This is a genomic window from Shinella sp. BE166 (assembly GCF_051201095.1).
GTDB lineage: Bacteria > Pseudomonadota > Alphaproteobacteria > Rhizobiales > Rhizobiaceae > Shinella > Shinella lacus.
On the sequence record NZ_JBPEHL010000002.1, the window covers coordinates 671251 to 698194 of the forward strand.

A 26944-nucleotide genomic window follows, 5' to 3' on the forward strand; every position below is an offset into this window, starting at 1 on the left:
GTCTCTCTCGGCGGGAATGCTATGGACGGGATGTTTTTTGGCCGGATGCAATTTTCCGGCGGACCGCCGGGCGTTTATCACTGTTTCACCGCATAATCACTCCAAAAGTGATTCTGGAGCGCACGAGATGACGGCACTGCGGACGGCAATCGGTCTGATGAGCGGCACGAGCCTGGACGGCATCGATGTCGCGCTGCTGCGCACGAATGGCGAGGCCGTCGTCGAGCGCGGGCCATCCATGGGGCGCCCCTACGATGCCGCCTTCCGCCGCCGCCTGCAAGGTGCCTTGGAGACCGCCAAGGCGATCGACAGACGCGAAGAGCGGCCGGGTGACCTTACGGAAATCGAGCGCGAACTCACGCTGCGCCATGCCGTGGCCGTCAACGCCTTCCTCGCCGAAAACGACCTGAAGGCCGCCGATATCGACGTCATCGGCTTTCACGGCCAGACCGTATTGCACCGGCCCGATGCGGGCCTGACGGTGCAGCTCGGCGACGGCGGGCTTCTGGCACGCGAGACCGGCATCGCCGTCGTCTACGATATGCGCGCGAACGACATGGCGCATGGCGGGCAGGGCGCGCCGCTCATTCCCGTTTATCATGCAGCCCTCGCCGCCGGCCTTTCCCGCTCCACCGGCCGGGCGGTCGTCTTCGTCAATATCGGCGGCATCTCCAACATCACCTTCATCGGCAGCGGCGGCGAGATCGTTGCCTTCGACAGCGGCCCCGGCAACACGCTGATCGACCAGTGGGTCGAGGCCCATGCCGGCATTCCCTACGACCAGGGCGGCATGATCGCCTCGGAGGGCCGGGTCGATCCCGATCTCGCCAACCGCTACCTCAGCCACGCCTTCTTCACCGACCCGGTGCGCCGTTCCCTCGACCGCAACGATTTTCGCCCACCGGAAGGCACGGATGCCAGCCTTGAAGACGGTGCGCGCACGCTGGCCCATGTCACGGCGGCGGCCATCCTGCGCTCCGCCCGTCACCTGCCGGAGCGGCCGAAACTCTACGTCGTCTGCGGTGGCGGCCGGCTGAACCGGGTGATCATGGGCGATCTCGCAGCCCTTGCCGAGGTCGAAGGGGCGGAGGTTGTCGTCGCCGAAGCGGTCGATCTCAACGGCGACAGCATGGAGGCGGAGGCCTGGGCCTATCTCGCCGTGCGCTCGCTTCGCGGCCTGCCGCTCACTTTCCCGGGCACGACCGGCGTCAAGGCCCCCGTCAGCGGCGGCGTATTGCAGAAACCGGCCCTTGAAGATTAACGCTTTTTTGGCGGCGGGCTCTTAGCATCGTGGCTGACCGTTCCGCGTTTTCCGCACGGGATGCCTATCCAATGTGTCTTGCGTAAGGTGACCGATGAGTGGCGCGGGCTTCCTGATGGCGGCGAACTTTTTCATCGCGCAATGTTTCTGCTTTTTCTTCCTCGCGGTTTCCGTCAGGAGCCGCAATCGCATTGCCGCGCGATGGTTTGCCGGCACCTTTGCCGTCTCGTCGCTTTCCATTGTTTTCGAGTTTCTTCTTGCCAATTTTTCCCCACCGAGGCTCTGGACGGTCCTGGCCTTCGCATCGATCCTCGGCGGAGCGTTCATGCTTCGGGTCGGCATCGGTCATCTTTACGGCTTGCAGGCAAATCGTAGGCATCTGGCCGCGCTCTTTTCCGGCTTCGTGCTTTTCAACTACGTGATCTACGATCTGCCGCGTGGAACGCTGGTCCATGCTTTGACGTACCAGGCACCGCTGGCTATCGCGGTCGCCATGAGCGCCTGGGCCGTGTCGCGCGCACGCGCCAATGCCTTCGTTGACCGGATGCTCGTTGTTCTGTTGGTCATGACAAGCGTACATTTTCCGCTGAAGGCTGCGATCGCGGTCCATGCCGGGTCAGGCAGCGTGGCCAGTGACTACCTTTCCAGCCGGTTCGCGCTCTACTCGCAAAGCATCGGAGCCGTTCTCATCGTCACCATCGGCCTCGTTCTGTTATGTGTGCTGGTGCTGGAAATCATGGCGGACGAAAAGGCCAATGCGGAAGTCGATGTTCTCTCCGGCGTCCTGAACCGTCGCGGCTTCGACAGTCGCGTCGATGCGTTGATCGCAAGGCAAGGGCCGCATAGCATCGTTCTTTGCGACCTCGATCGCTTCAAGTCGGTAAACGATACCTATGGGCACCAGGGCGGCGACGCCGTGATCCGCGCGTTCGGGGAGATGCTGAAGGCGGCGGCACCGACGGGCGCCCTCGTCGCGCGCATCGGCGGAGAGGAGTTCGTGATTTTTCTGCCGCTCACCGGCAAGGATGCGGCCCTTCTCTTCGCGCATGCTCTCCGGGCCGCAATAGCGGTGTCGCCGGTTCCCGGCCTGCCGGAGGCGCTTCGCGTCACCTCAAGCTTTGGCGTCGCGGAAATCGGCCCGAACGAGCCGCTGCGCTTCGCCATGCGCCGGGCGGACGACGCACTCTACGCCGCCAAGAATGCCGGGCGCGATTGTGTGCGCGATGCGGAGCCGCCTGCCGTGGTGCTCGACGTTTTCAAGCTGGCGAATTGACGGCAAGAAAAAAGCCCGGTGGCGGACCATCGGGCTCTTGTGTCGGGGCCTTTCGGCCGGTCAGCGGATGCGCTTGGCGGCCGGTTCGGGCGTCAGTTCGCCGGCGAGGCGGCGGTCGAGATAGTCTTCGCACTCCGCCATCAGGGTTTCCGTCTGGCTGTTGAAGAAGTGGTTGGCGCCCGGCACCAGGCGGTGCGTGATCAGGATGCCCTTCTGCGTCTTCAGCTTTTCCACGAGACCGTTGACGTCCTTCTCCGGTGCCACCTTGTCCGCATCACCGTTGATGATGAGGCCGGACGACGGGCAGGGGGCGAGGAACGAGAAGTCGTAGATGTTCGGCTGCGGGGCGATCGACATGAAACCTTCGATCTCCGGGCGGCGCATCAGGAGCTGCATGCCGATCCAGGCGCCGAAGGAATAGCCGGCGACCCAGCAGCTCTTCGAATCGGGATGCAGGCTCTGCACCCAGTCGAGCGCGGAGGCCGCATCTGACAGTTCGCCCGCGCCATGGTCGAATTCGCCCTGGCTGCGGCCGATGCCGCGAAAATTGAAGCGCAGCGTCGTAAAGCCGCGCTTCTGGAACATGTAGAAGAGCTGGTAGACGATCTGGTTGTTCATCGTGCCGCCGAATTGCGGGTGCGGATGCAACACGATGGCGATGGGGGCGTTCTTCTGCTTGGACGGCTGGTAACGGCCTTCGAGGCGACCGGCGGGTCCGTTGAAGATGATTTCGGGCATTCTCACTCCGGCAAGTTCGGATTCCAAAACGGATTCTTGTCAACTGAAGTCTTGACGAAACCAGTCAGCTTTTCTAGAACCTAGTTTAGAACCATTCGAAACTGTATGGGCGCATCGGGCGCCGTGAGATTGGTGTCATAAGGCAAGCCCGACGGAAATTTCAAGAAAAATGCACGCCGCTTTGTGAGATGCCCGGCGGGTACGGATAAAGAATGACGAAGACGGAGCGCACATATCTGGACTGGAACGCCACCGCGCCGCTTTCGGCTGCGGCGCGCGAAGCCGTTCTTGCCGCGCTCGATACGGTCGGCAATCCGTCTTCCGTGCATGGCGAGGGCCGGGCGCTGCGCATGCTGGTGGAGGCTGCGCGCCGCGACGTCGCCGCCCTGGTCCATGCCGCCCCGGCGCATGTGATCTTCACGAGCGGTGCGACGGAGGCCGCGAACCTCGTCCTGACGGCCGATTACCGCATGGGCCGCACGCCGCTTGCCATCGGCCACCTCTACCATTCGGAGATCGAACATCCGGCGATCCGCGAAGGCGGACGATTTTCGCGCGACAAGCTGACCTCCATTCCGGTGACGCCGGCCGGTCTCGTCGATCTCGCCGCGCTGGAAACGCTTCTTCAGGGCCACGACAAGGCGAAAGGCCTGCCGATGGTCGCCGTCATGCTCGTCAACAACGAGACGGGCATCGTGCAGCCGGTGAAATCGGCGGCCGAAATCGTGCACCGCCATGGCGGGCTGCTCGTCGTGGACGCGGTGCAGGCCGCCGGCCGTATCCCGGTCGATATCGAGGCGCTGGATGCGGACTTTTTGATCCTCTCCTCGCACAAGCTCGGCGGCCCGAAGGGCGCCGGCGCGCTCGTCTCGCGCGGCGAGGTCCTGATGCCCGTGCCGCTGATCCGCGGCGGCGGGCAGGAGAAGGGGCATCGCTCCGGCACGGAAAATCCGGCAGCCCTTGCCGGCTTTGCCGCGGCCGCGCGCTCTGCCGCTGCCGATTTTGCGGATCGCAACGCCCGGATCGCCGGCCTGCGCGATGCGCTGGAGGCCGGCATGCGCATGGCGACAAACGACGTCATCATCCACGGCGCGGATATCGCGCGTGTCGCCAACACCTCCTTCTTCAGCCTGCCGGGCCTGAAGTCGGAAACGGGGCAGATCGCCTTCGATCTCGAAGGCATCGCGCTGTCCGCCGGTTCCGCCTGCTCCTCCGGCAAGGTCGGGCAGAGTCATGTGCTGACGGCCATGGGTTTCGATGCGGCCCTTGGCGCCTTGCGTGTGTCGCTAGGTGCTGGGTCTACGCAGGCGGATGTGGACCGCTTTCTCGCGGCCTTTTCGCGTGTCGTCTCGCGGCGGCGCGCGGCCTGAGGGGAATCTTGCGGAAACTCAAGTTTTCGCTTGCCAAAAGGTGGGAAAGTCCGCCTTTGGCGCCTACATAAGCGGCGGGAGGTCCCGCCAGACGTTGACAAACTGCCGGACCTTGTATCCGGCAAGATTGGAGAACGATATGCCTGCGGTGCAGGAAACGATCGATCAGGTCCGTCAGATAGACGTCGACCAGTACAAATACGGTTTCGAGACGACGATCGAAATGGAGAAGGCTCCGAAGGGGCTTTCCGAGGAGATCATCCGCTTCATCTCGGCCAAGAAGGGCGAGCCCGACTGGATGCTCGAATGGCGTCTTGCGGCCTATCAGCGCTGGCTGACGCTCGAAGAGCCGACCTGGGCGCGCGTCGAATATCCCAAGATCGACTTCAACGACCTCTATTATTACGCGGCTCCGAAGAACCAGAGCGGCCCGAAGTCCATTGACGAAGTCGATCCCGAACTTCTGAAGATGTACGAAAAGCTTGGGATTCCGCTGCGCGAGCAGGAAATCCTGGCCGGCGTGCAGACCTCGAAGATCGCAGTCGACGCCGTGTTCGATTCGGTCTCGGTCGTCACAACCTTCAAGGAAGAGCTGAAGAAGGCCGGCGTGATCTTCATGTCGATCTCGGAAGCGATCCGCGAATATCCCGATCTCGTGAAGAAGTATCTCGGCACCGTCGTGCCGACGTCCGACAATTTCTACGCGACGCTGAACTCGGCTGTCTTCACCGACGGCTCCTTCGTCTTCGTGCCGAAGGGCGTCCGTTGCCCGATGGAACTGTCGACCTATTTCCGCATCAACGAGAAGAACACCGGCCAGTTCGAGCGCACGCTGATCATTGCGGAAGAGGGCGCCTACGTCTCCTACCTCGAAGGCTGCACCGCGCCGCAGCGCGACGAAAACCAGCTTCATGCTGCCGTCGTCGAGCTCGTTGCGCTGGATGATGCCGAGATCAAATATTCCACCGTCCAGAACTGGTATCCGGGCGACAAGGACGGCAAGGGCGGCATCTACAACTTCGTCACCAAGCGCGGCGATTGCCGGGGCAAGAATTCCAAGATCTCGTGGACGCAGGTCGAGACCGGCTCCGCCATCACCTGGAAGTACCCGTCTTGCATCCTGCGCGGCGATGGCTCGCGCGGCGAGTTCTACTCGATCGCGGTGTCTAACGGCCACCAGCAGATCGATAGCGGCACCAAGATGATCCATCTCGGCAAGAACACGTCGAGCCGCATCGTCTCAAAGGGTATTTCGGCCGGTTTCTCCAACAACACCTATCGCGGCCAGGTCTCGGCCCACCGCAAGGCGGAGAACGCGCGCAACTTCACCCAGTGCGATTCGCTCCTGATCGGCGACAAGTGCGGCGCGCATACCGTGCCCTATATCGAGGCGAAGAACGCGACGGCACAGTTCGAGCACGAGGCGACCACCTCGAAAATCTCGGAAGACCAGCTGTTCTACTGCCTCCAGCGCGGCATCCCCACCGAGGCGGCGATCGCGCTGATCGTCAACGGCTTCGTCAAGGAAGTCATCCAGGAACTGCCGATGGAATTCGCCGTCGAGGCGCAGAAGCTGATCGGCATCTCGCTGGAAGGCTCGGTCGGCTGACCGGGTAAGGAATATCCCGGCGGATTTCCGCCGGGCGGCCGGACAGGTCTTTCGATGAAGTTCCCGCGTGATCCGTTATATTAGACGGTGCGGTTCTCATCGGGAGAAGACGACATGGATCCGGTCAATCTGACGTATTATGCCGTGGTTTGCGGTGGACTGGCAGCGTATGCGCCCAATGTTCGGAATTTGGCGGTACGCACGGTAGTGGGGCTTGGCCTCGGCGGTTTCTCCGCCATGATGCTTCCGGTGGTCCATTTTTTCCTCGGCTTCTGAAACCAAGACGGGAGCGTTTGAGCGCTCCGAACGCAGGACCGAGAAACCATGCTTGAAATCAAGAATCTGCACGCCCGCATCGCCGAAGACGGTACCGAGATCATCCGCGGCCTCAACCTCACGGTGAAGGCGGGCGAAGTCGCCGCCATCATGGGTCCGAACGGCTCCGGCAAGTCGACGCTCTCCTATATTCTCGCCGGCCGCGAAGACTACGAAGTCACCGAGGGCGAGATCCTCTACAACGGCGAGAGCATCCTGGAACTCGACCCGTCCGAGCGCGCCGCCAAGGGCATCTTCCTGGCCTTCCAGTACCCGGTCGAAATCCCGGGCGTCGCCACCATGCAGTTCCTCAAGGTCGCGATGAACGAGCAGCGCAAGGCGCGCGGCGAAGCGGAACTGACGACGCCGGACTTCATGCGCCGCGTCAAGGAATCGGCCGCCGAACTGAAAATCGCGCCGGAAATGCTGCGCCGTCCGCTCAACGTCGGTTTCTCCGGCGGTGAGAAGAAGCGCGCGGAAATCCTGCAGATGTCGCTGCTGGAGCCGAAGCTGTGCATCCTCGACGAGACGGATTCCGGCCTCGACATCGACGCGCTGAAGATCGTCGCAGACGGCGTCAACGCGCTGCGTTCGCCCGACCGCGCCGTCGTCGTCATCACGCATTACCAGCGCCTGCTCGACTACATCGTGCCGGATACGGTCCACGTCCTCTACAAGGGCCAGGTCATCAAGTCCGGCGACAAGACGCTGGCCCATGAGCTGGAAGCAAACGGCTATGCCGACATCATCGATGCTGCTGCCTGAGCACGGTGAAGGAGTGATCTCATGAACATGCAGACAGGCATGAAGCTGTCCGTCGCCGAAACGGCGCTCTGCGAAGCCTACGACCACGCGATCGGCGAATTGCCGGGCGATGGCGCCGTGCTCGCGGCCCGCGACGTGCTGATCAGCGACTTCAAGGACGCCGGCCTTCCGACGCGCCGCGTCGAGGCTTGGCACTATACGGACCTCAAGGCGCTGCTGCGCGCCGTGCCGGCCTTCGATCCCGCGGCCTCTGCCGCAAAGGTCGGTCCGCTCGTCGAGGGCTCGACGGTGCTTTCGGTCGTCAACGGCGTTGCCGATAGCCGCGCATCGGCCGACGGCGTGACGCTGCGCACCTTCGCCGATGCGCTCGCCGACGGCACCGCCGCGGAAGGCCTTACCGCCCGCGACAGCGACGACACGATCGGCCGCATCAACGGCGCCTTCGTGCGCGATGGTTTCGTGCTCGATTTCCCGGCCGGGACCGAGCTTGAGGCGCCGCTCGAAATCCAGGCGATCCAGAATGCCGGCCAGACGCACACGCGCTTCCCGGCAACCTTCGGCGCAAACACCAAGGCGACCGTCATCGAGCGCTACCTGGCCGTCAGCGACAACGCGGCGCTGGTGACGTCTGTCAGCGATATTTCGCTCGCCGACGGCGCGGAAATCACCTGGATCATCTTCCAGGGCCAGGGTCTTGCCGATACCCATCTCGGCCAGATCCGCATCACGCTCGGCACCGACGCCAAGCTGCGCCTTTACGTGATCAATGCCGGCGGCAAGCTCGTTCGGCAGGAAATCCACGTCGTGGTGGCGGGCGAGGGCTCCGACCTGATCCTGCGCGGCATCAACCTGCTCGGCGGCGAGACGCACAATGACGTGACCTTCACGGTCGGCCACAACGTGCCGAACACCACGTCGACGGAAGTCATCCGCAACGTGATCTTCGATCGCGCCCGCGGCGTCTTCCAGGGCCAGATCCGCGTGGCGCCCGATGCGCAGAAGACCGACGCGAAGATGTCGTGCAACACGCTGCTCCTGTCGGACGAAGCCGATTTCTCGGCCAAGCCGGAACTCGAAATCTTCGCCGACGACGTGCAGTGCGGCCATGGTGCGACCGTCATCGACATCGACCACGTCCAGCTCTTCTACCTGATGGCCCGCGGCATTCCGGAGAACAAGGCGCGCGCCATGCTGGTCAACGCCTTCGTCGCCGAGATCGTCGAGGAGCTGGAAGACGAGCCGCTGGTCGAGGCGCTGGAAGGCGTCATCGCCGCCTGGCTCGAAAAGCACGCCTAGTAAAGGACGGACGAGATGGAACACGCTTTGCCCACAGCAGGCTATGACGTCGAGGCGATCCGCAAGGATTTCCCGATCCTGTCGAAGACGGTCTATGGCAAGCCGCTGGTCTATCTCGACAACGGCGCCTCGGCGCAGAAGCCGCAGTCGGTGATCGATGCGATTTCGCATGCCTATTCGAACGAATATGCAAATGTGCATCGCGGCCTGCACTTCCTCTCCAATGCGGCGACGGACGCCTATGAGGCGGCGCGCGAAAAGGTGCGCCGTTTCCTGAATGCCTCTTCGGTCGATGAAATCATCTTCACGAAATCCTCGACCGAGGCGATCAACACGGTCGCCTACGGCTACGGCATGCCGAAGATTGGCGAGGGCGACGAGATCGTTCTGTCGATCATGGAGCACCACTCCAACATCGTGCCGTGGCATTTCATCCGCGAACGGCAGGGCGCCAAGCTGGTCTGGGCGCCGGTGGACGATGCGGGCGCGTTCCACATCGAAGACTTCGAAAAATGCCTGACGGAGCGCACCAAGCTCATCGCCATTACCCATATGTCGAATGCGCTCGGCACGATCGTGCCCGTCAAGGAAATCTGCCGCATTGCCCGCGAGCGCGGCATTCCGGTGCTGGTGGACGGCTCGCAGGGCGCCGTGCACATGCCGGTCGACGTGCGCGACATCGATTGCGACTGGTACGTGATGACCGGCCACAAGCTCTACGGCCCCTCCGGCATAGGCGTGCTCTACGGCAAGATGGACCGCCTCAAGGAGATGCGTCCCTTCCAGGGCGGCGGCGAGATGATCGTCGACGTCACCGAGGATATCGTCACCTATAACGACCCGCCGCACCGTTTCGAGGCCGGCACGCCGCCGATCGTGCAGGCGATCGGCCTCGGCCATGCGCTCGACTATATGGAAAAGATCGGCCGCGCCGCGATTTCGACGCACGAGGCGGATCTGCGTGACTATGCGCATGAGCGGCTCTCGGCGATCAACTCGCTCAAAATCTTCGGCACGGCGCCCGGCAAGGGCTCGATCTTCTCCTTCGAGCTCGAAGGCATCCACGCGCACGACGTCTCGATGGTCATCGACCGGGCGGGTGTTGCGGTGCGTGCCGGCACCCATTGTGCGCAGCCGCTCTTGAAACGCTTCGGCGTCACCTCCACATGCCGTGCATCGTTCGGCCTGTACAATACGCGCGCCGAGGTGGATGCTCTCGCCGATGCGCTTGATCATGCCCGCAAGTTTTTTGCCTGAGGAGGTGGACCCATGTCCCTCGATGCAACGGAAGACAAGATCGACGTCCGCGACGGCATCGTACATTCGGCAATCCCAGCCGACGAACTGGCGCGCCTCAGCGACGACGTCATTTCCGCGCTGAAGACGGTCTACGACCCGGAAATTCCGGCTGACATCTTTGAACTCGGCCTGATCTACAAGATCGACATCGAAGACGACCGCATGGTGAAGATCGACATGACGCTGACGGCGCCCGGCTGCCCCGTGGCCGGCGAGATGCCAGGCTGGGTCGAGAATGCGGTTGGCGCGGTTGAGGGCGTGTCCGGCGTCGAGGTCCGGATGACCTTCGATCCCCCGTGGACGCCGGACCGCATGTCGGAAGAGGCTCAGGTCGCTGTGGGTTGGTATTGATCCTTTAATGCGGGGTCACTAGATTTAGATTCGGAAACCGCCGGGCCTTGAACCCGGTCGGCGAAGGAGAAGCGGCCCATGGCCTTTGCAGTTATGAAGCTCACCGATGCGGCGGCAGACCGCGTGAAGGCGATCGTCGACAATGCCGGCGCTGACGCCAAGGGTATACGCGTCGGCATCAAGAAGGGCGGTTGCGCGGGCATGGAATATTCCATCGACCTCGTGACCGAAGCAAACGCCAAGGACGACCTGATCGAGCGCAACGGTGCGCGCGTCTGGGTCGCGCCGGAAGCCGTGCTCTATCTGCTCGGCACCGAGATGGATTTCGAGGTGACGACGCTGCGCTCCGGCTTCACCTTCCACAACCCGAACCAGACGTCCGCCTGCGGCTGCGGCGAATCGGTCGAGTTGAAGCCCGCCGATCTTGCGGCCCTTGCTGCCGCCGGCCAGCCCACGGTGCGCGCCGGCTGAACCCGGAATGCCGTGGGCGCAGGACTGCAAAACCTCACGACTTTCCTTCGCCGCCAGATTTGCCTAGTCTCCGACGCGCGGCATCCGGATCGGGTGCCGGCGGATCGCCAGGGAGGGGACGCGCGCGATGACCGGCTTTGCCGCGGCACTTTACCAGAACCTGCCCTTTCCGGCCCTGATCGTCGATGCCGAGGCGCGTGTCGTCTCGTTCAATGAGGCGGCTGCGCGCACTTTCGGCTGGAATCGCGACGGCCGGAAACCCGCCGAATCGGCCGTCATCGACGGACCGGCTCCGGCCGCGATCCTCGCCCGCTACGCGTCTGCCGGGCGCGAGAATGCGCATGCCTTATCCTTCCGCCACGACAATGGTTCGCTCTTCGATGCGACCGCGCATGTGATCGCCGTGCCGGACGAGGGCACCGGCGCCTGTTACGCACTTCTCCTGCGCAGCCTGCTGTCCGGCGGCAGCCATGGCGAGCAGATTCTGCTCGGCCAGCGCTTCGATGCGGCGCTCGACACCATGCCGGAAGGCTTTGCCGTCTTCGACCAGGAAGAGCGGCTGATGATGTTCAATCGGACCTTCAAGGAGCGTTGCGGCCCCGCAAAAGAGAATGTGCGGGTCGGCGCGAGCCTTGAAAGCATCATTCGGGCAAACATCAGGGCAGGCGTCTATACGAATATCGAGGAGGGCACGCCGGAGGCGGAGGCGCTGGTGGAAGAACGTCTGCGCGATCACCGCACACCCGATTCGGGCGGCACGGTCTTTGCGTATGGCGGCGACCGGTGGATGCGCTCGGAAAGCCACGTCACGGAAACCGGCGATATCGTCGCGCTGCGCGTCGACGTTACGGACCTCAAGCGCGTCGAGGCGGCGCTGGAGGAGAAGCGTCGCGACTATCTCTCGCTGCTGCAGATCCTGCCGGACATGATTTTGCGCTTCGACAAGAAGCTCATGGTGCGTTTTGCCAATGACAAATATGCCAGCCATGTCGGCTCGACAACCGATGCCCTGATCGGCCGCTATCTGCCGGACGTCGCCTGCGCGCCGGAGCAGACGGCCGAGCTGATGAACATCGCGAACTATACGCCCGAGCAATCCATCAAGACGCTGGAAATCTGCATCGACAACCATGACGGCCACGAGATGTGGATGCACTGGACGGCGGTCGCGAGCTTCGATGGGGAAAGCGTCAGCGAGGTCGTCAGCGTCGGCCGCGACATTACCGAGGCGAAGCGCCAGCAGCAGCAGGTGGAGGCGCAGACGAACGAGCTGCGCCGCAAGAACGAGGCGCTGGACCAGTTCACCGCCACGGTCTCGCATGACCTGAAGGCGCCGCTGCGCCATCTCTCCATGTTCGCCGAGATGATTTCCGAAGACCTGCACCGCGGCGATATCGCCGAGCTGCCGCACTATGCCGATCATGTGCGCAAGAGTGCCGTACGCATGCGCCGCATCATCGACAGCCTGCTCGAATTCTCGCAGATCGCCTATCGCATCACCGCGCCGAAGCCGGTCGCGCTCTCCGATGTGGTGCGCGATGCGCTGGTGCTGCTGGAAGGCCATGTGCAGGAAAGCGGCGGCAGGATCGAGGTCGCGGCCCTGCCGGATATCCAGGGCGATCCTGAGCTTCTGAAGCGGCTGGCGCAGAACCTCATCGGCAACGCGCTGAAATATTGCCGGCCCGGCGAGGCGCCCGTCGTTCGCGTCTATAGCCGGGCCAATGACGGCGCCATCGACTTCGTTGTGGAGGATGACGGTATCGGCATCGATCCGCAGCATGTGGGGCGGATTTTCGAGGTTTTTCAACGGCTTCACCGCGATGAATCGGTCTACCAGGGCACCGGCGTCGGCCTCGCGCTGGCGCGCCGGATCGTCGAGAGCCACAATGGCGTGATAGCGCTTGACACGAGCTATGCTCCGGGCGCACGCTTCATCGTGACGTTTCCACATCCGGTGAAATCAAGGGGGAACGATCGTGGCAAGCCTGCTTAGGAAGCTGATCGTCGTCGATGACGACCCCGTGGATGTGCGCTTCGTGATGCGCGCCTTCAGCGATGCCGGCAGCCCCATCGAGATCACCCATGTCGCCGATGCGGAAGTCGCCAGCGACCGGCTTGCGACGGAAGCCTTCGATTATATCCTGCTCGACATCAATATGCCCGGCACCAACGGCATGGACCTGCTCAAGCGGCTGCGCGGGCGCACGCGCACGGCGGTGACGCCGGTCATCATGCTGTCCTCCTCCTCGAACACCTCCGACGTCAACAGCGCCTACGAGAACGGCGCCAATGCCTATGCGGTCAAACCCTCGACGCTCAGCGGCTACCGCGATTTCGCGGAAGGTTTTACCCGCTTCTGGGTGGACGTCGCTGTCTCGCCCTGAGCCTTTCCCTCCCTGCCCGAAATGAAAAAGCCCCGGCCGATGGATCGGCCGGGGCTCATCAGGTTGAGGACAAACCTCGCCCCACCCACCTTCGTCACCCTCGGGCTTGACCCCGAGGATCCACCTTCCGCGGCGTGCCAGTGGGATGGATGGTCGGGTCAAGCCCGACCATGACGGAGGAGAGGTTAGTCGATTACCCGGCGGCCTGTGCGTAGTCCTCGAGCGGCGGGCAGGAGCAGACGAGGTTGCGGTCGCCGTAGACATTGTCGACGCGGTTGACCGGCGACCAGTATTTGTCGACGCGGAAGGCGCCCGGCGGGTAGCAGGCCTGCTCGCGCGAATAGGGGCGGTCCCATTCGCCGACGAGGTCTTCCACCGTGTGCGGGGCGTTCTTCAACGGGTTGTTGACCCGGTCCATCTTGCCTTCCTCGATGGCGCGGGCTTCCTCGCGGATCGACAGCATCGCATCGCAGAAGCGGTCGATCTCTGCCTTGGTCTCCGATTCGGTCGGCTCGATCATCAGGGTGCCGGCGACCGGCCAGCTCATGGTCGGCGCGTGGAATCCGCTGTCGATCAGGCGCTTGGCGACGTCGTCGACGGTGACGCCCGCGCTGTCGACGAGCGGGCGCGTGTCGATGATGCATTCATGCGCCACGCGGCCCTTGGCGGACTTGTAGAGCACGTCATAGGCACCCTTGAGGCGGGCGGCGATGTAGTTTGCGTTGAGGATCGCCACCTTCGTCGCCTGCGTCAGGCCGGCACCACCCATCATCAGGCAGTAGCTCCAGGAGATGGGCAGGATGGAGGCGGAGCCGAAGGGCGCCGCCGACACCGCACCGGCCTCGCCGGTTGTCGGGTTCGCCGGCAGGTAGGGCGCCAGATGCGCCTTGACGCCGATAGGACCCATCCCAGGCCCGCCGCCGCCATGCGGGATGCAGAAGGTCTTGTGCAGGTTGAGGTGGCTGACGTCGCCGCCGATATCGCCGGGACGGGCCAGCCCCACCATGGCGTTCATGTTGGCACCGTCGATATAGACCTGGCCGCCGTGCTTGTGCACGATCTCGCAGATCTCGCGCACGTTCTCTTCAAAGACGCCGTGCGTGGAGGGATAGGTGATCATGCAGCATGACAGGTTGTCCGCATGCTGCTCGGCCTTCGCGCGAAAATCCTCCATGTCGATGTCGCCATTGTCGGACACTTTCACGACGACGACCTTCATGCCGACCATCTGGGCCGATGCCGGGTTGGTGCCGTGCGCGGAGGTCGGGATGAGGCAGACGTCGCGATGGGTATCACCATTGGCGAGGTGATAGGCGCGGATCGTCAGGAGGCCGGCATATTCGCCCTGCGCACCCGAATTCGGCTGCATAGAGACGGCGTCGTAGCCGGTAATGTCGCAGAGTTTCTGCGACAGGTCCTCGATCAGGTAGCGGTAGCCCTGCGCCTGGTCGGCGGGCACGAAGGGATGGATCTCCGCAAATTCCGGCCAGGTGATCGGCAGCATTTCCGCCGTCGCGTTCAGCTTCATCGTGCAGGAGCCGAGCGGGATCATCGAACGGTCGAGCGCGAGGTCGCGGTCGGAAAGCCGGCGGATGTAGCGGGTCATCTCGCTTTCGGCCCGGTTCATGTGGAAGATCGGGTGCGTCAGGTATTCGCTGGTGCGCAGCAGGTCTTCCGGCAGGCGATAATCCGGCTCGAACTCCGCCACTTCAAAATCACCGCCGAAGGCACGCCAGACGGCTTCCAGCGTGACGGGGCGCGAGCGCTCGTCGAGGCTGATGCCGATGCGGTCGTCGCCGATCTTGCGAAGGTTGACTTCCTCCGCGACGGCGGTCTTCAGGATGATGCCCTGGAGTTTGCCGACATGCACGGTGATCGTGTCGAAGAAGACTTCCGGCTCAACGGTATAGCCGAGTTTTTCCAGGCCCATGGCGAGGCGCACGGTCTTCTGGTGCACATTCTGCGAGATCGCCTTCAGGCCCTGCGGACCATGGAAGACGGCATACATCGAGGCCATGACGGCGAGCAGCACCTGCGCGGTGCAGATGTTCGATGTCGCCTTTTCGCGGCGGATGTGCTGCTCGCGGGTCTGGAGCGACAGGCGGTAGGCGCGGTTGCCGCGCGCATCGATGGAGACGCCGACGAGGCGGCCCGGCATGGAGCGCTTATAGGCATCCTTGACGGCCATATAGGCCGCATGCGGCCCGCCATAGCCGACCGGCACGCCGAAACGCTGTGTGCAGCCGATGGCAATATCCGCATCCATGTCGCCGGGCGACTTCAGGAGCGCCAGCGCCAGCGGATCGGCCGCCATGACGGCGATCGCGCCGGTCTGGTGCAGGCGGGCGATCAGGCCCGTGAAATCGCGCACATGGCCGTAGGTGCCGGGATATTGGAAGATCGCGCCGAAGACGTCGACGGGGTCGAGATCGGTGAAGGGATCGCCGACGATGATCTGCCAGCCGAGCGGCTCGGAGCGGGTCTTCAAAAGCGCGCTCGTCTGCGGGTGGCAGTTCTCGTCGACGAAGAAGGCGGTCGCCTTGGACTTCGCCACGCGCTGCGCCATCGCCATGGCTTCGGCGGCTGCCGTCGCCTCATCGAGCAGCGAGGCGTTCGCCACGTCGAGGCCGGTCAGGTCGCAGACCATGGTCTGGTAGTTGATCAGCGCTTCCAGGCGCCCCTGGCTGATTTCCGGCTGATAGGGCGTATAGGCCGTGTACCAGGCGGGGTTTTCCAAGATGTTGCGCTGGATCACCGGCGGCGTGATCGTGCCGTAGTAACCCTGGCCGATCAGCGAGACGAGCTTCTTGTTGCGGTTGGCGGTCTCGCGCAGCTTGTCGAGCGCTTCGCGCTCGGTCATCGCCGCGCCCCATTCGAGCGGCTTTTCCTGACGGATCGATTTCGGCACGGTGTCGTCGATCAACGCGTCGAGGGTGGGATAGCCGATCACCGCCAGCATCGCTTCCATCTCCTTCGGCGAGGGGCCGATATGGCGACGGTTGGCGAAGTCGTAGGGCTGGTAATCGGTAAAGGCGAAATCCTTGGGAAGAGACATCAGCCGACAAGCTCCTTGTAGGCGGCTTCGTCCAGCAGGCCGTCGGCATCTGCCGCGTTGGCGAGTTTCAGCTTGAAGAACCAGCCGGCGCCCTGCGGGTCGCTGTTGACGAGGGAGGGGTCGGCAACGATCGCCTCGTTGACTTCGACGATTTCCCCGTCAAGTGGACAATAGACGTCGGAGGCCGCCTTGACGCTCTCGACGGTGGCCGCATCGCCGCCCTTTTCGAAGGTGGAGCCGACCTCGGGCAGTTCGACGAAGACGAGGTCGCCGAGCTGTTCGGCGGCATGCGTGGTGATGCCCACGGTCGCAACGCCGGCTTCGATCTTCAGCCACTCGTGTTCTTCGGTAAATTTCAGCATGGACGAACCTTTCTGGTCAGCGTTTGAAGGTGTTCTTGACGAAGGGCAGGGCCGATACGGTGATCGGCAGAAATTTTCCGCGCACGCCGGCATAAAGCTGGGTGCCGGGCGCGGATGCAGCCTTGGTGACGTAGCCCATGGCGACGGGGCCATCGGCATTCGGGCCGAAGCCGCCGGAGGTGACGGTGCCGACGACGTCCTCGCCCTCGGCATCGGTGGCGAGCACCGCGCCGCCGCGCACGGGCGCGCGGCCTTCCGGCTTGAGGCCGACGCGACGGCGGTCCGTGCCGTTTTCGAGCTGGTTGAGGATGATATCGGCGCCCGGGAAACCGCCGGCACGCTCGCCGCCCTTGCGGCGGACCTTCTGCATCGCCCATTCGAGCGCCGCTTCGACCGGCGTCGTGCCGGTGTCGATGTCGTTGCCGTAGAGGCAGAGGCCGGCCTCGAGGCGAAGAGAATCGCGTGCGCCAAGGCCGATCGGCAGCACGTCCGGATGGTCGAGCAGGCGGCGACAGACGGCTTCGGCGAGATTGGCCGGAATGGAGATCTCGAACCCGTCCTCGCCGGTATAGCCGGAACGCGAGACGATGCAGTCGGCGTCGTGCAGGTCGCAGGCGCGCACGTCCATGAAACGCATCGAGGAGATATCGGCCCAGAGCTCGGCGAGCACAGACTCGGCATGCGGCCCCTGGAGCGCGACCAGCGCGCGGTCGTCATGAAGCGTCAGTTCGCAGACATTGCCGATCTTCGCCTGCATATGAGCGAAATCCGCCTCCTTGCAGGCCGCGTTGACGACGACGTAGAAATGGTCGCCGCGGTTGGCGATCATCAGGTCGTCGAGAATACCGCCGTCGTCATTGGTAAAAAGCGCATAGCGCTGGCGGCTTTCGCCGAGGCCCAGCACATCGACCGGCACCAGCGTTTCGAGCGCGCGCGCGGCATCCGCATTGTCGCCCGAGCGGGCGCGCACCGTGACCTGGCCCATATGGGACACGTCGAACAGGCCGGCGGCCGCGCGGGTGTGCAGGTGTTCCTTCATCACGCCCGCCGCATATTGCACCGGCATTTCATAGCCGGCGAATGGCACCATGCGGGCGCCGAGCGACAGGTTCAGCGCATGAAGCGGGGTTTTCTTGAGATCTGACGATACGTCCAAAAGGCGCCCTCCCAGTCTTTGGGCGCCCATGATTCTTCCGGGCGCCGGCTCACAATCCAGGCGCACCTGCGCCGTTCTCCTGAGCCCCCTCTGTCCCTTCGCCTGAGATTGTTATCCCTTCGGCGAGCGTTTTCACGCTTCTCTCCAGAGTTCCGACGGCACCTTGCTGGTCCTTTTGCCTGAGAGTTTCCGGGGCGGTTGCTCCTTCGGCACCGGTCTTACCTAGTAAAAGGCGACCGGTTTCTCCCAGCGAGGTCGGCCCCAGATAACGACCTTGCCTGCGCTTTGGCAAGAGCGCTGCGTCGCTGTCGAGCAATTTTTTGTCGTAGGGGGAAAGGAGCAAAAAAAAAGGCCCCGGGGCGGGGGCCTTCAAGAAGATTGGAGGACGGCTGATTTTTCTGAGGGAGGATCAGACGGTTTCCGGCAGCGAGGGCGATCCGTTTTCGCCATAGAGGCGCTGCGCCTCGGCGACGGTCACCTGCGGCGTGGTGCCGGGCGCCGTGATGAGTGCCAGCGCGAGCGCCGGCGGATGAATGACATTGAGCACGGCCAGCACACGAGCATCGCCGCGGATTTTGGCGTCTTCGCTCCAGTGGTGGATGCGCTCCTCGAACAGCGTGTTCGCACGCACCTGCGGTCGCATTCCCTGCGAGGCATAGGCGGCGGTGGCGGGCGAGACTGTCACGATCTGAGTCATGGCGTTCAACGGGGTTGGTTTGAGTTGGTGCAATTTATCAGTTGCGCCTTTCCTGTATGTAAAACTTTATGGTTGTATTTTCATCGAATTTTAACAGTCTGTGCGACTTTCGGTCGGCCTTGCCATCGGCGGGGCAATTCCGCCATAACAGGCGCAGAATGCCGCCGGAATCGGGCGGACAAAGCGGTTTCAGCAAAAGTGTGAAGCGGTTTTGCACCCGGAACTGCGTCAAGACAAAATCATGCCGCCAATGGCGCGGGAGGACCGATGAAGCCGATTTTCGTGCAATTGCAATGCGCTCCGGGCAAGACCTATGAGGTCGCGGATGCGCTTTACGCTACGGAACTCATCTCGGAGCTTTATTCCACCAGCGGCGAGTACGATCTGCTCCTGAAGATATACGTCGACAGCGAGGAAGAGATCGGCAAGTTCATCAACGACCACGTCGCCTCCATTCCCGGCATCGTGCGCTCGCTGACCACGCTGACTTTCCGCGCTTTCTAAGCTGTTCCCCTCCGCCCGTTCTTGCGCTAAAGCACGGCGCAACGAAAGAAGGCGAAGATGGCAGGCATCGAACACAGGCAGGTGGACAACGACGAGGCGGGCATGCGCCTCGACCGGTGGTTCAAGGTCCACTATCCGGGCCTCGGCTTCGGCCAGCTCCAGAAATTGCTGCGCTCCGGCCAGGTGCGCGTCGATGGCGGGCGCGTGAAGAGCGACACCCGCATCCAGCCGGGGCAGGTGGTCCGCGTGCCCCCGATGGAAGTCGATGCCAAGGTGAAGTCCGGGCCGATCGCCGGGCGCGACCTCAGGCATTCGCCGGATGGCGAGCTCCTGTCGCGCATGCTGCTGCATGAGGACGACAAGGTCATCGTGCTGAACAAGCCGGCCGGCATTGCCGTGCAGGGCGGTTCCGGCGTCAACCGGCATATCGACCAGATGCTGGAAGCCTGGACGAGCCAGAAGGGCGAGAAGCCGCGCCTCGTGCACCGCCTCGACCGCGACACCTCCGGCGTGCTCGTCGTCGCGCGCACGCGCGGCGCCGCGCAAAAACTCACCGCCGCCTTCCGCGAGCGCGACACCAAGAAGACCTACTGGTCGCTGGTGATGGGCGTGCCGAAGAAGCGCGAGGACAAGATTTCCACCTGGCTCGTCAAGGAGCAGACGCCCGACGGCGACCGCATGCGCATCGCCAAACACGGGGAGGATGGCGCCGACCACGCGGTGTCCTTCTACCGTATCATCGAGCAGGCCGCGCAGAATTTCGCCTGGCTGGAGATGGAGCCCTATACCGGCCGCACGCACCAGCTTCGCGTGCACGCCGCCCATATCGGCCATCCGATCCTGGGTGACCCGAAATATTTCGACGCGGACGTCAACTGGAACTTCCCGGGCGGCGTGCAGAACAAGCTGCACCTCCACGCCCGCCAGATCGACATTCCGCATCCCTCCGGCGGGCGCCTCAAGATCACCGCGCCACTGCCGCCGCACATGGTGCAGACCTGGAACCTCTTCGGCTTCGACCTGAGTGCTGCGGAAGGGGACGACGACTGATGCGGCTCGTTCTTTTCGATTGCGACGGCACGCTGGTCGACAGCGTCGGGCTGATCCATGAGGTCATGGCGTGCACCTTCGCCGATTTCGGTTATGCGCGGCCGGACGTTGCCGAGACAAAGGCGATCATCGGGCTGACGCTCGACATCGCGATCGCCCGCATGCAGGGCAAGCCGCATGTCGACGACGAGGCGCTGGCGATGACCGCGCATTACAAGGCGATCTATGGCGGCGTGCGCAATGAGCCCGGTTTCCAGGAGCCGCTTTTCCCCGGCATCGCCGACCTGATGGCGCGGCTGGAGCGCGAGGACGACCTCATCCTCGGCGCCGTCACCGGCAAGTCGCGCCGCGGCCTCGATCTCATCCGCGCCTCGCATGGCTTCGAAAAGACCTTCTTCGTCTCGCGCACGGCGGACGATTGCCCCTCCAAGCCGCATCCGGGCATGGTGACGGAATGCTGCAGCGAAGCGGGCATCGATGCGGCCCAGACCATTGTGGTCGGCGATGCGATCTACGATATGCAGATGGCCAAGGCGGCGGGCGCCAAGGCTGTGGGCGTCGCCTGGGGTTATGCCAGCGTGCCCGAACTGGTGGAGGCGGGGGCGGACCACATCCTGCGCACGCCCGCCGACCTCCTCGACTGGTTGGAGATTTCCGATGCGTGACATCCTGAGCGACCTTTCCGACGCGATGAGCGACCCCGATCCGGTGCGCCGCGCGCAGATCCAGATGAAGCGTCCGCTGCCGAAGCGTTTCTACAAGGACGTTTCCACCGATTTGGCGGACGAGGGCTTCCGCATCTTGCTCGACGGCCGCCCCGTGCGCACGCCGGCCAAGAAACTGCTCGCGGTGCCGGCGCAGCCGATCGCCGATCGCCTGAAGGCGGAGTGGGACGGGCAGGGCGAGGAAATCGATCCGGCGAAGATGCCGGTGACCCGCCTCGTCAACACCGCCGTCGATGGCGTCGCCGACAATTTCGACGCCGTCTTCGAGGAGATCGTGCGCTTCGCCGGCACGGATCTCCTCTGCTACCGCGCCGATTCGCCCGAAGGCCTCGTCGAGCGCCAGCGCGACGGCTGGGATCCGGTCATCCGCTGGGCCGCCGACGCCAAGGGCGCACGCTTCATCCTCGTCGAAGGCGTGATCCACCAGGAACAGCCGGCGCCGGCGATCGCGGCTTTTTCTGCGGCGCTTTCCGCCTGGCGCCATCCGCTGGCGCTCGCCTGCCTCCACACGGTCACCACGCTCACCGGATCGGCGCTGCTGGCGTTGGCGCTCGCCGAGGGCGTCATCGATGTCGACAAGGCCTGGTCGCTCGCCCATGTCGACGAGGACTGGCAGATCGAGCATTGGGGCATGGACGACGAGGCCTTCCGCCGCCGCGAACTGCGCCGCGAGGAGATGGACGTGGCCGCTTCCGTGCTTGTGGAAATCCCGCGCTGAAAAGACTTTGTTAAGACTTCCGCACCATTTTGGCACGCGGCCGAAATCCGACATCGCATACCGGTAGTTTCATGCAGTTCCTTGTCCGCGCTCTCCTCTCCGCCTGCCTCTTCGTTTCCACCGCCGCCCATGCCGATGACGGCTATCCCGTCCGCGATATCCGCAAGGTCGTGGTGAGCGGCGACGACAGCGTGCCCAACACGGTGCTGAAGCGCACCGGCGAACACCTGAAGCGCGCCGCCAAGGCGACCCGCCGCCCGGTGCAGATCGATCGCGCCGCCATGGATATCCGCGTTTCCGGCGTGAAGCAGGCGGGCGATGGCCACAGTTCCGCAAAGGTCACGGTGACGCTCGCCGATCTCGGCGGCGGCGCCTCGTCGCGCAAGACGCTGACGGTCAACAGCTTCATGCCGGCCCGTAAAGGCCGCGAGGCGGCGCTCGGCGACGCGATCGCCAAGCGCGTGGCGCTCGCCTACCATCTGGCGCCGGTCGCCGCAGGCAAGGCCTCCTATGGCAAACGGCCCGGCAAGGGCCGCAAATATGCCGGCGGCAAGCGCCGCACGGCGACGGTGCGCTCCGTCCAGGCCTATTCCGGAGCGCCGAAGCGCGCGCTCGTCATTCCGTCCGAGGCGGCGCTGACGGTGCGGTCGCGCGCGCTGGCCGAAGGCTCGACAAAGAAGGTTGCGCCCTGCGTTGTGACCCAGTCGATCAGTTGCGATTGATCGTCTAGACCATCGATCTGGCGAACGCCTCTTCAAAGTCCCCGGTCCCGCATGCTAAGTCCTTGGTGACACGGGAGGAACCGAGGCATCATGAAGGAAATTCTCCACGAGCTCGAAGTCCGGCGCGAGCGCGCCCGCATGGGCGGCGGTGCGGCGCGCATCGATGCGCAGCACAAGCGCGGCAAGCTGACCGCGCGCGAGCGCATCGAGGTGTTTCTCGATGAGGGCTCGTTCGAGGAGTTCGACATGTTCGTCGAGCACCGCTCGACCGATTTCGGCATGGAGAAGACAAAGATCGCCGGCGACGGCGTCGTCACCGGCTGGGGCACGGTCAACGGCCGCACCGTCTTCGTTTTCGCCAAGGATTTCACCGTCTTCGGCGGTTCGCTCTCCGAAACCCATGCCCAGAAGATCATGAAGGTCCAGGATATGGCGCTGAAGAACCGCGCGCCGATCGTCGGCCTTTACGATGCGGGCGGCGCGCGCATTCAGGAGGGCGTGGCCGCACTCGGCGGTTATGCGGAAGTGTTCCAGCGCAACGTGCTCGCCTCCGGCGTCATCCCGCAGATTTCCGTGATCATGGGGCCATGTGCGGGCGGCGACGTCTATTCGCCGGCCATGACCGACTTCATCTTCATGGTGCGCGACACGTCCTACATGTTCGTGACCGGCCCGGACGTGGTGAAGACCGTGACGAACGAAACGGTGACGTCCGAACAGCTCGGCGGCGCTTCCGTGCACACGACGAAATCCTCGATCGCCGACGGCGCCTATGACAACGACGTCGATACGCTGTTGCAGGTCCGCCGCCTCATCGACTTCCTGCCGCAGTCCAACACGTCGCCTGTGCCGGAGATCGAGTGTTTCCAGTCGGTCGAGGAGATCGACGAATCGCTCGACACGCTCATCCCGGCCAATGCCAACAGGCCCTATGACATCAAGGAACTGATCCTCAAGACCGTCGACGAAAGCGATTTCTTCGAGATCCAGGAGAGCTTTGCCAAGAACATCGTCTGCGGCTTCGGGCGCATCGAAGGCTCGACGGTCGGGTTCGTCGCCAACCAGCCGATGGTGCTGGCTGGCGTGCTCGATTCGGACGCCAGCCGCAAGGCGGCGCGCTTCGTGCGCTTCTGCGACTGCTTCGGCATTCCGGTCGTCACCTTCGTCGACGTGCCGGGCTTCCTGCCGGGCACGGCGCAGGAATATGGCGGGCTCATCAAACACGGCGCCAAGCTGCTCTTCGCCTTCGCGGAAGCGACCGTGCCGAAGGTCACGCTCATCACGCGAAAAGCATATGGCGGCGCTTACGACGTCATGTCCTCAAAACACCTGCGCGGCGATTTCAATTATGCCTGGCCGACGGCGCAGATCGCGGTGATGGGCGCCAAGGGCGCGGTCGAGATCATATTCCGCAAGGATATCGCCGATCCGGAAAAGATCGCGGCGCACACCAAGATGTACGAGGACCGGTTCCTGTCACCCTTCGTGGCGGCCGAGCGCGGTTACATTGACGAGGTGATCATGCCGCATTCGACGCGCAAACGCATCGCGCGCGCGCTCCGTTTGCTGCGCAACAAGGATCTGGAAAATCCCTGGAAGAAACACGATAACATTCCGCTCTGACTGAAACGGAAGGGACGTCCACGCATGTTCGATCGGTTCTCCGCTTACCAGCCTCAGGCGCTTGCAGCACTCAGGATCATGGCAGCATTGCTTTTCATCGAGCATGGCACGCAAAAATTCTTCAATTTCCCGCCCGCGGAGCAGCCTTTCGGCGACCTGATGAACCTCATCGGCGCTGCGGGTCTGCTGGAGGTCGTCGGCGGCCTGCTGATCCTCGTCGGGCTTTTCACGCGGCCGGTGGCCTTCGTGCTCTGCGGCTTCATGGCTGTCGCCTACTTCATGGCGCATGCGCCGCAGAGCTTCTTCCCGATCAACAACCGCGGCGATGCCGCGGTGCTGTTCTGCTTCGTCTTCCTGTATCTGACGACCGCAGGCCCGGGGGCTTTCGCCCTTGATAACAGGCGTTAAGCCGCGAACTTCAGGCCCAGAATGCCGGTAACGATGAGCGCGATGCAGCCCATGCGGATCGCCGTCACCGGTTCGGCAAAAAGGAAGATGCCGAGCATCACCGTGCCGACCGTGCCGATGCCGGTCCAGATGGCATAGGCCGTGCCGATCGGCAGCGTCTTCACGGCAAGGCCGAGCAGCACGATGGAAATGACCATCGAGCCGGCGGTGAGCGCCGTGGGCAGGGGTTTGGTGAAGCCGTCGGTATATTTGAGGCCGATCGCCCAGCCGATTTCAAAAAGGCCGGCAAGTGTCAGAAGAATCCAGGGCATGGTGCCACTCCGTTTCAAAGGAGCGAGGCCGTCCCCGCGATCGTGACCGGACGAAACGTCCGGCGGTAGCCGTCTACCGGGTGGAATATTGCCGATCCGCACTGGAAGGGCAAGGGCAGGGGTGGCATGTCAGCCATGCACCCCCGCCATACCATGATCTTAGCCGAGGCGTTCGGCATGCCACTTCAGGTGATCGTCCATGAAGGTCGAGATGAAGTAGTAGGAGTGGTCGTAACGCTCCTGCGAGCGCAGCGTCAGGCCGATATCGGTGCCCTTGATCGCCTCTTCGAAGAGCCAGGGGCGCAGGCCGTTTTCCAGAAAACCGTCCGCCTTGCCCTGGTCGATCAGGAATTCCGGGAACCGGGCGCCATCCTCGACGAGCGCGCAGGCGTCATACTGGCGCCAGGTCGTCTTGTCGGTGCCGAGGTATTTTTCGAAGGCGGGAGCCGACCAGTCGGCGGTCGATGGTCCGACGATCGGCGCGAAGGCCGAGCAGCTCTTGAAGCGTTCCGGGTTGCGGAGCGCGATCGTCATGGCGCCGTGGCCGCCCATGGAATGGCCGAAGATGCCCTGGCGCGACATATCCATACGGAAGTGCTGGCTTGCGAAGTTCGGCAGTTCCTCCGTGACGTAGCTGTACATCTGGTAGTGTTCTGCCCACGGCGCTTCCGTGGCGTCGAGGTAGAAGCCGGCGCCCTTGCCCATCTGCCAGTTGGTCATTTCGTCGGGCACGTCGTTGCCGCGCGGGCTGGTATCCGGGCAGACGATGATGAGGCCGAGCTCGGCGGCCATGCGGCGGTATTCGCCCTTTTCCATCACATTGGCATGGCTGCAAGTGAGGCCGGACAGATACCAGAGCACCGGGCGCGGCTCGCGGATCGCCTGCGGCGGCACGAAGACCGCGAAGGTCATTTCGCAATTGCAGGCTTCGGAATCATGGGCGAACACGCCCTGCATACCGCCGAAGGCGGTGTTCTGGGAAAGCACTTTCATCAGGAAACTCCGGTTGTATCAGGAGGCGAGCGCCACGGCCGCGTTGACGGCGGCGGCGACCAGCACGGTGTTGAAGAAGAAGGAGACGATCGCGTGCAGTAGGTTGACCTTGCGCATCGGCGTGGAGGTGATCGCGACGTCGGAGGTCTGCGCCGTCATGCCGATCACGAAGGCGAAATAGAGGAAATCATAGGCGCCGGGCGCGGCATCGCCCGGGAAATCCAGGCTTTTCCCGACATCGGGGCTGGTTTCGGTGCTGCCGGGTCGCCAGTAGAGATGGGCATAGTGCATGGCCGCCATCGTGTGGATGGTGAGCCAGCCAAGCGCCACGGAGGCGAAAGCGAGGACGAATTCGGCTCCCGAAGCAACCGGACGGTTCAGCACGACGAAGAGCGAGCCCATCGAGACGGCGACGGCCGCGACGGTCACGGCGAAGATGATCGCCACCGGCTCGTCGCTGTCCGTCGCGTAATGTTCGAGATGGGCGGCCGTCAGGCGCGGCACGCGCCAGCCCGTCAGCAGCAGATAGCAGAGGAAGAAGGCGACGGCCCCGATATCGATGGCGAAATCCGGTTTCAGCCAAAGCGCCGCGACCAGGCTGACGGCTGCGGCGGCGATGCCGACATAGAAGGGCACATGGCGCCCGTAAATCCTGGGTCCAGGCCCTTCCTTCATGCCGCAGGCCCCGCCTTGGCATTTTTCGCCCGGCGGCAGAGGCGGTCGAGCGTTTCGAGGAAGGCGGAGCGATCGCGCGGCGAAAAAGCGGCGTTGTAACCCTTGCTTTCGCCGGTCTCGCGCAGGTGCGCGCCGAGATCGCGCATGGCACTCGCCATGCCGATATTCGCCTTGTCGAAGAGCCGGCCGGTCGGCCCGGTCACATGCGCGCCCTTCTCGACGCAACGCACCGCCAGCGGCACATCGGCCGTCACCACGATATCGTCGGCACCGACATTGTCCGCAATCCAGTTGTCCGCAGCGTCGAAAGCGCCGGAGACGATGACATTCTTCACCATCGGGTCGCGGGACGGACGCAGGCCGGAATTGGCGACAAAAGTCACCGGCATGCCATGGCGCTCGGCAACCTTCAGGATTTCCGGCTTTACGGGGCACGCATCGGCGTCGACATAAATGGTGGGCATGGCGTCAGTCATTAAAGGTCAGCGATACGGCAGTGCCCTGCGACATGGTGGCTTCCTGAAACGATGCTGCCGGAAGTCTAGTAACTCCCGGCAGGCAAGAACAGCAAAAGCGGCGCTCTTGTCAGTATACCACAACGCTGCGGATCGACTTGCCCTCGTGCATGAGGTCAAAACCCTTGTTGATGTCTTCGAGCGGCATGGTGTGGGTGATCATCGGGTCGATCTGGATCTTGCCCTCCATGTACCACTCGACGATCTTCGGCACGTCCGTGCGGCCACGCGCGCCGCCGAAGGCGGTGCCCATCCAGTTGCGGCCGGTGACGAGCTGGAACGGGCGGGTGGAGATCTC

29 protein-coding genes, 1 pseudogene and 1 riboswitch are annotated in these 26944 nt (G+C 63.6%); of the genes and pseudogenes, 19 read left to right on the plus strand and 11 right to left on the minus strand.

From position 1 onward, the window contains the following. Positions 1-127: 127 nt before the first annotated feature. Positions 128-1261 (plus strand): anhydro-N-acetylmuramic acid kinase, encoded by a 1134-nt coding sequence (locus J2Y63_RS07310; RefSeq protein ID WP_435265488.1) that lies wholly within the window; start codon positions 128-130, stop codon positions 1259-1261. Between the two features lie 64 nt (positions 1262-1325). On the opposite strand, the gene J2Y63_RS07315 is transcribed toward J2Y63_RS07310, so the two are convergent. Continuing rightward, a complete protein-coding gene (locus tag J2Y63_RS07315; protein WP_435265489.1) occupies positions 1326-1610 on the minus strand; it encodes a hypothetical protein in 285 nt (94 codons plus the stop codon). Between J2Y63_RS07315 and J2Y63_RS07320 the strand changes: the two genes are divergently transcribed. Beyond that, complete coding sequence (locus tag J2Y63_RS07320) at positions 1587-2534, plus strand: GGDEF domain-containing protein (RefSeq protein ID WP_435265490.1); 948 nt, start codon at positions 1587-1589, stop codon at positions 2532-2534. The genes J2Y63_RS07315 and J2Y63_RS07320 overlap by 24 nt on opposite strands. Before the next feature lie 60 nt (positions 2535-2594). Here J2Y63_RS07320 and J2Y63_RS07325 read toward each other — a convergent pair whose 3' ends face one another. Next, positions 2595-3272 carry an alpha/beta hydrolase gene (locus J2Y63_RS07325; protein ID WP_256115757.1) on the minus strand — a complete coding sequence of 226 codons (678 nt, stop codon included), beginning with the start codon at positions 3270-3272 and terminating at the stop codon, positions 2595-2597. A gap of 212 nt (positions 3273-3484) precedes the next feature. Between J2Y63_RS07325 and J2Y63_RS07330 the strand changes: the two genes are divergently transcribed. From J2Y63_RS07330 to J2Y63_RS07375, 10 genes are all read left to right on the plus strand, one after another. Beyond that, positions 3485-4642, plus strand: a complete 1158-nt coding sequence (locus J2Y63_RS07330) for a cysteine desulfurase family protein (protein WP_435265491.1) — start codon at positions 3485-3487, stop codon at positions 4640-4642. Between the two features lie 139 nt (positions 4643-4781). Then, positions 4782-6251, plus strand: coding sequence for a Fe-S cluster assembly protein SufB (gene sufB / locus J2Y63_RS07335; protein ID WP_256115759.1), 1470 nt, complete (start codon positions 4782-4784; stop codon positions 6249-6251). 114 nt (positions 6252-6365) lie between these two features. Next, the gene (locus J2Y63_RS07340) at positions 6366-6527 is read left to right on the plus strand and encodes a hypothetical protein (protein ID WP_256115760.1); all 162 of its coding nucleotides are present in this window, start codon (positions 6366-6368) and stop codon (positions 6525-6527) included. 48 nt (positions 6528-6575) lie between these two features. After that, complete coding sequence (gene sufC / locus J2Y63_RS07345) at positions 6576-7331, plus strand: Fe-S cluster assembly ATPase SufC (RefSeq protein WP_256115762.1); 756 nt, start codon at positions 6576-6578, stop codon at positions 7329-7331. A 21-nt stretch (positions 7332-7352) separates the two neighbouring features. Beyond that, complete coding sequence (gene sufD, locus J2Y63_RS07350) at positions 7353-8627, plus strand: Fe-S cluster assembly protein SufD (protein WP_435265492.1); 1275 nt, start codon at positions 7353-7355, stop codon at positions 8625-8627. Positions 8628-8642: 15 nt separating this feature from the next. Continuing rightward, positions 8643-9884: a cysteine desulfurase gene (locus J2Y63_RS07355; protein WP_435265493.1), complete on the plus strand. Its 1242-nt coding sequence runs from the start codon at positions 8643-8645 to the stop codon at positions 9882-9884. A gap of 12 nt (positions 9885-9896) precedes the next feature. Next, positions 9897-10277, plus strand: a complete 381-nt coding sequence (locus J2Y63_RS07360) for an SUF system Fe-S cluster assembly protein (RefSeq protein ID WP_256115767.1) — start codon at positions 9897-9899, stop codon at positions 10275-10277. A gap of 78 nt (positions 10278-10355) precedes the next feature. Continuing rightward, the gene (gene sufA / locus J2Y63_RS07365) at positions 10356-10748 is read left to right on the plus strand and encodes a Fe-S cluster assembly scaffold SufA (protein WP_435265494.1); all 393 of its coding nucleotides are present in this window, start codon (positions 10356-10358) and stop codon (positions 10746-10748) included. 127 nt (positions 10749-10875) lie between these two features. Then, positions 10876-12741: a PAS domain S-box protein gene (locus J2Y63_RS07370; RefSeq protein WP_435265495.1), complete on the plus strand. Its 1866-nt coding sequence runs from the start codon at positions 10876-10878 to the stop codon at positions 12739-12741. Then, a complete protein-coding gene (locus tag J2Y63_RS07375) occupies positions 12725-13132 on the plus strand; it encodes a response regulator (protein WP_256115770.1) in 408 nt (135 codons plus the stop codon). The genes J2Y63_RS07370 and J2Y63_RS07375 overlap by 17 nt, the downstream gene beginning before the upstream one ends. Positions 13133-13325: 193 nt before the next feature. On the opposite strand, the gene gcvP is transcribed toward J2Y63_RS07375, so the two are convergent. The 4 genes from gcvP to J2Y63_RS07395 form a co-directional block, all read right to left on the minus strand. Then, positions 13326-16187, minus strand: coding sequence for an aminomethyl-transferring glycine dehydrogenase (gene gcvP, locus J2Y63_RS07380; protein WP_435265496.1), 2862 nt, complete (start codon positions 16185-16187; stop codon positions 13326-13328). Then, positions 16187-16549 carry a glycine cleavage system protein GcvH gene (gcvH, locus tag J2Y63_RS07385; protein WP_256115774.1) on the minus strand — a complete coding sequence of 121 codons (363 nt, stop codon included), beginning with the start codon at positions 16547-16549 and terminating at the stop codon, positions 16187-16189. Before gcvH ends, gcvP begins: the two co-directional genes overlap by 1 nt. Before the next feature lie 16 nt (positions 16550-16565). Continuing rightward, positions 16566-17705 carry a glycine cleavage system aminomethyltransferase GcvT gene (gcvT, locus tag J2Y63_RS07390; protein ID WP_435265497.1) on the minus strand — a complete coding sequence of 380 codons (1140 nt, stop codon included), beginning with the start codon at positions 17703-17705 and terminating at the stop codon, positions 16566-16568. A 157-nt stretch (positions 17706-17862) separates the two neighbouring features. Further along, positions 17863-17964: riboswitch (glycine riboswitch) on the minus strand. A gap of 150 nt (positions 17965-18114) precedes the next feature. Beyond that, complete coding sequence (locus J2Y63_RS07395; RefSeq protein WP_435265498.1) at positions 18115-18402, minus strand: hypothetical protein; 288 nt, start codon at positions 18400-18402, stop codon at positions 18115-18117. Between the two features lie 267 nt (positions 18403-18669). Here J2Y63_RS07395 and J2Y63_RS07400 point away from each other — a divergent pair, with 267 nt between their 5' ends. The 7 genes from J2Y63_RS07400 (at position 18670) to J2Y63_RS07430 (ending at position 24152) form a co-directional block, all read left to right on the plus strand. Next, positions 18670-18906 carry an Lrp/AsnC ligand binding domain-containing protein gene (locus tag J2Y63_RS07400; protein ID WP_256115778.1) on the plus strand — a complete coding sequence of 79 codons (237 nt, stop codon included), beginning with the start codon at positions 18670-18672 and terminating at the stop codon, positions 18904-18906. A gap of 57 nt (positions 18907-18963) precedes the next feature. Beyond that, on the plus strand, positions 18964-19956 hold the full coding sequence (locus tag J2Y63_RS07405; RefSeq protein ID WP_256115779.1) for an RluA family pseudouridine synthase: 993 nt from the start codon (positions 18964-18966) through the stop codon (positions 19954-19956). Next, on the plus strand, positions 19956-20621 hold the full coding sequence (locus J2Y63_RS07410) for an HAD-IA family hydrolase (protein ID WP_435265499.1): 666 nt from the start codon (positions 19956-19958) through the stop codon (positions 20619-20621). Before J2Y63_RS07405 ends, J2Y63_RS07410 begins: the two co-directional genes overlap by 1 nt. Continuing rightward, entirely contained in the window at positions 20614-21399 is a 786-nt protein-coding gene (locus J2Y63_RS07415; protein WP_256115781.1) for an ATP12 family chaperone protein, read from the plus strand. Before J2Y63_RS07410 ends, J2Y63_RS07415 begins: the two co-directional genes overlap by 8 nt. Positions 21400-21470: 71 nt before the next feature. Further along, on the plus strand, positions 21471-22121 hold the full coding sequence (locus J2Y63_RS07420) for a hypothetical protein (protein ID WP_435265500.1): 651 nt from the start codon (positions 21471-21473) through the stop codon (positions 22119-22121). A 90-nt stretch (positions 22122-22211) separates the two neighbouring features. Next, complete coding sequence (locus tag J2Y63_RS07425; protein ID WP_435265501.1) at positions 22212-23744, plus strand: acyl-CoA carboxylase subunit beta; 1533 nt, start codon at positions 22212-22214, stop codon at positions 23742-23744. 24 nt (positions 23745-23768) lie between these two features. Then, on the plus strand, positions 23769-24152 hold the full coding sequence (locus J2Y63_RS07430) for a DoxX family protein (RefSeq protein ID WP_435265502.1): 384 nt from the start codon (positions 23769-23771) through the stop codon (positions 24150-24152). Here the strand turns inward: J2Y63_RS07430 and J2Y63_RS07435 are convergent. The 5 genes and pseudogenes from J2Y63_RS07435 to J2Y63_RS07455 all read right to left on the minus strand — a co-directional run. Beyond that, entirely contained in the window at positions 24149-24463 is a 315-nt protein-coding gene (locus J2Y63_RS07435) for a DMT family transporter (protein ID WP_435265503.1), read from the minus strand. The two genes, J2Y63_RS07430 and J2Y63_RS07435, sit on opposite strands and share 4 nt — an antisense overlap. A gap of 159 nt (positions 24464-24622) precedes the next feature. Next, positions 24623-25456, minus strand: coding sequence for an S-formylglutathione hydrolase (gene fghA / locus J2Y63_RS07440; protein ID WP_435265504.1), 834 nt, complete (start codon positions 25454-25456; stop codon positions 24623-24625). 18 nt (positions 25457-25474) lie between these two features. Then, complete coding sequence (locus tag J2Y63_RS07445) at positions 25475-26131, minus strand: DUF1345 domain-containing protein (RefSeq protein WP_435265505.1); 657 nt, start codon at positions 26129-26131, stop codon at positions 25475-25477. Continuing rightward, complete coding sequence (locus J2Y63_RS07450) at positions 26128-26595, minus strand: YaiI/YqxD family protein (protein WP_435265506.1); 468 nt, start codon at positions 26593-26595, stop codon at positions 26128-26130. Before J2Y63_RS07450 ends, J2Y63_RS07445 begins: the two co-directional genes overlap by 4 nt. A 121-nt stretch (positions 26596-26716) precedes the next feature. After that, positions 26717-26944, minus strand: a pseudogene (locus J2Y63_RS07455) (S-(hydroxymethyl)glutathione dehydrogenase); the annotation flags it as partial.

What these genes read in the sequence shown, in the direction of transcription:
- J2Y63_RS07310 (WP_435265488.1), top strand. Translation starts at nt 128, where the DNA reads ATGACGGCACTGCGGACGGCAATCGGTCTGATGAGCGGCACGAGCCTG.
- J2Y63_RS07320 (WP_435265490.1), top strand. Translation starts at nt 1,587, where the DNA reads ATGCTTCGGGTCGGCATCGGTCATCTTTACGGCTTGCAGGCAAATCGT.
- J2Y63_RS07315 (WP_435265489.1), bottom strand. Translation starts at nt 1,610, where the DNA reads ATGACCGATGCCGACCCGAAGCATGAACGCTCCGCCGAGGATCGATGC.
- J2Y63_RS07325 (WP_256115757.1), bottom strand. Translation starts at nt 3,272, where the DNA reads ATGCCCGAAATCATCTTCAACGGACCCGCCGGTCGCCTCGAAGGCCGT.
- J2Y63_RS07330 (WP_435265491.1), top strand. Translation starts at nt 3,485, where the DNA reads ATGACGAAGACGGAGCGCACATATCTGGACTGGAACGCCACCGCGCCG.
- sufB (WP_256115759.1), top strand. Translation starts at nt 4,782, where the DNA reads ATGCCTGCGGTGCAGGAAACGATCGATCAGGTCCGTCAGATAGACGTC.
- J2Y63_RS07340 (WP_256115760.1), top strand. Translation starts at nt 6,366, where the DNA reads ATGGATCCGGTCAATCTGACGTATTATGCCGTGGTTTGCGGTGGACTG.
- sufC (WP_256115762.1), top strand. Translation starts at nt 6,576, where the DNA reads ATGCTTGAAATCAAGAATCTGCACGCCCGCATCGCCGAAGACGGTACC.
- sufD (WP_435265492.1), top strand. Translation starts at nt 7,353, where the DNA reads ATGAACATGCAGACAGGCATGAAGCTGTCCGTCGCCGAAACGGCGCTC.
- J2Y63_RS07355 (WP_435265493.1), top strand. Translation starts at nt 8,643, where the DNA reads ATGGAACACGCTTTGCCCACAGCAGGCTATGACGTCGAGGCGATCCGC.
- J2Y63_RS07360 (WP_256115767.1), top strand. Translation starts at nt 9,897, where the DNA reads ATGTCCCTCGATGCAACGGAAGACAAGATCGACGTCCGCGACGGCATC.
- sufA (WP_435265494.1), top strand. Translation starts at nt 10,356, where the DNA reads ATGGCCTTTGCAGTTATGAAGCTCACCGATGCGGCGGCAGACCGCGTG.
- J2Y63_RS07370 (WP_435265495.1), top strand. Translation starts at nt 10,876, where the DNA reads ATGACCGGCTTTGCCGCGGCACTTTACCAGAACCTGCCCTTTCCGGCC.
- gcvP (WP_435265496.1), bottom strand. Translation starts at nt 16,187, where the DNA reads ATGTCTCTTCCCAAGGATTTCGCCTTTACCGATTACCAGCCCTACGAC.
- gcvH (WP_256115774.1), bottom strand. Translation starts at nt 16,549, where the DNA reads ATGCTGAAATTTACCGAAGAACACGAGTGGCTGAAGATCGAAGCCGGC.
- J2Y63_RS07395 (WP_435265498.1), bottom strand. Translation starts at nt 18,402, where the DNA reads ATGACTCAGATCGTGACAGTCTCGCCCGCCACCGCCGCCTATGCCTCG.
- J2Y63_RS07400 (WP_256115778.1), top strand. Translation starts at nt 18,670, where the DNA reads ATGAAGCCGATTTTCGTGCAATTGCAATGCGCTCCGGGCAAGACCTAT.
- J2Y63_RS07405 (WP_256115779.1), top strand. Translation starts at nt 18,964, where the DNA reads ATGGCAGGCATCGAACACAGGCAGGTGGACAACGACGAGGCGGGCATG.
- J2Y63_RS07410 (WP_435265499.1), top strand. Translation starts at nt 19,956, where the DNA reads ATGCGGCTCGTTCTTTTCGATTGCGACGGCACGCTGGTCGACAGCGTC.
- J2Y63_RS07415 (WP_256115781.1), top strand. Translation starts at nt 20,614, where the DNA reads ATGCGTGACATCCTGAGCGACCTTTCCGACGCGATGAGCGACCCCGAT.
- J2Y63_RS07420 (WP_435265500.1), top strand. Translation starts at nt 21,471, where the DNA reads ATGCAGTTCCTTGTCCGCGCTCTCCTCTCCGCCTGCCTCTTCGTTTCC.
- J2Y63_RS07425 (WP_435265501.1), top strand. Translation starts at nt 22,212, where the DNA reads ATGAAGGAAATTCTCCACGAGCTCGAAGTCCGGCGCGAGCGCGCCCGC.
- J2Y63_RS07430 (WP_435265502.1), top strand. Translation starts at nt 23,769, where the DNA reads ATGTTCGATCGGTTCTCCGCTTACCAGCCTCAGGCGCTTGCAGCACTC.
- J2Y63_RS07435 (WP_435265503.1), bottom strand. Translation starts at nt 24,463, where the DNA reads ATGCCCTGGATTCTTCTGACACTTGCCGGCCTTTTTGAAATCGGCTGG.
- fghA (WP_435265504.1), bottom strand. Translation starts at nt 25,456, where the DNA reads ATGAAAGTGCTTTCCCAGAACACCGCCTTCGGCGGTATGCAGGGCGTG.
- J2Y63_RS07445 (WP_435265505.1), bottom strand. Translation starts at nt 26,131, where the DNA reads ATGAAGGAAGGGCCTGGACCCAGGATTTACGGGCGCCATGTGCCCTTC.
- J2Y63_RS07450 (WP_435265506.1), bottom strand. Translation starts at nt 26,595, where the DNA reads ATGCCCACCATTTATGTCGACGCCGATGCGTGCCCCGTAAAGCCGGAA.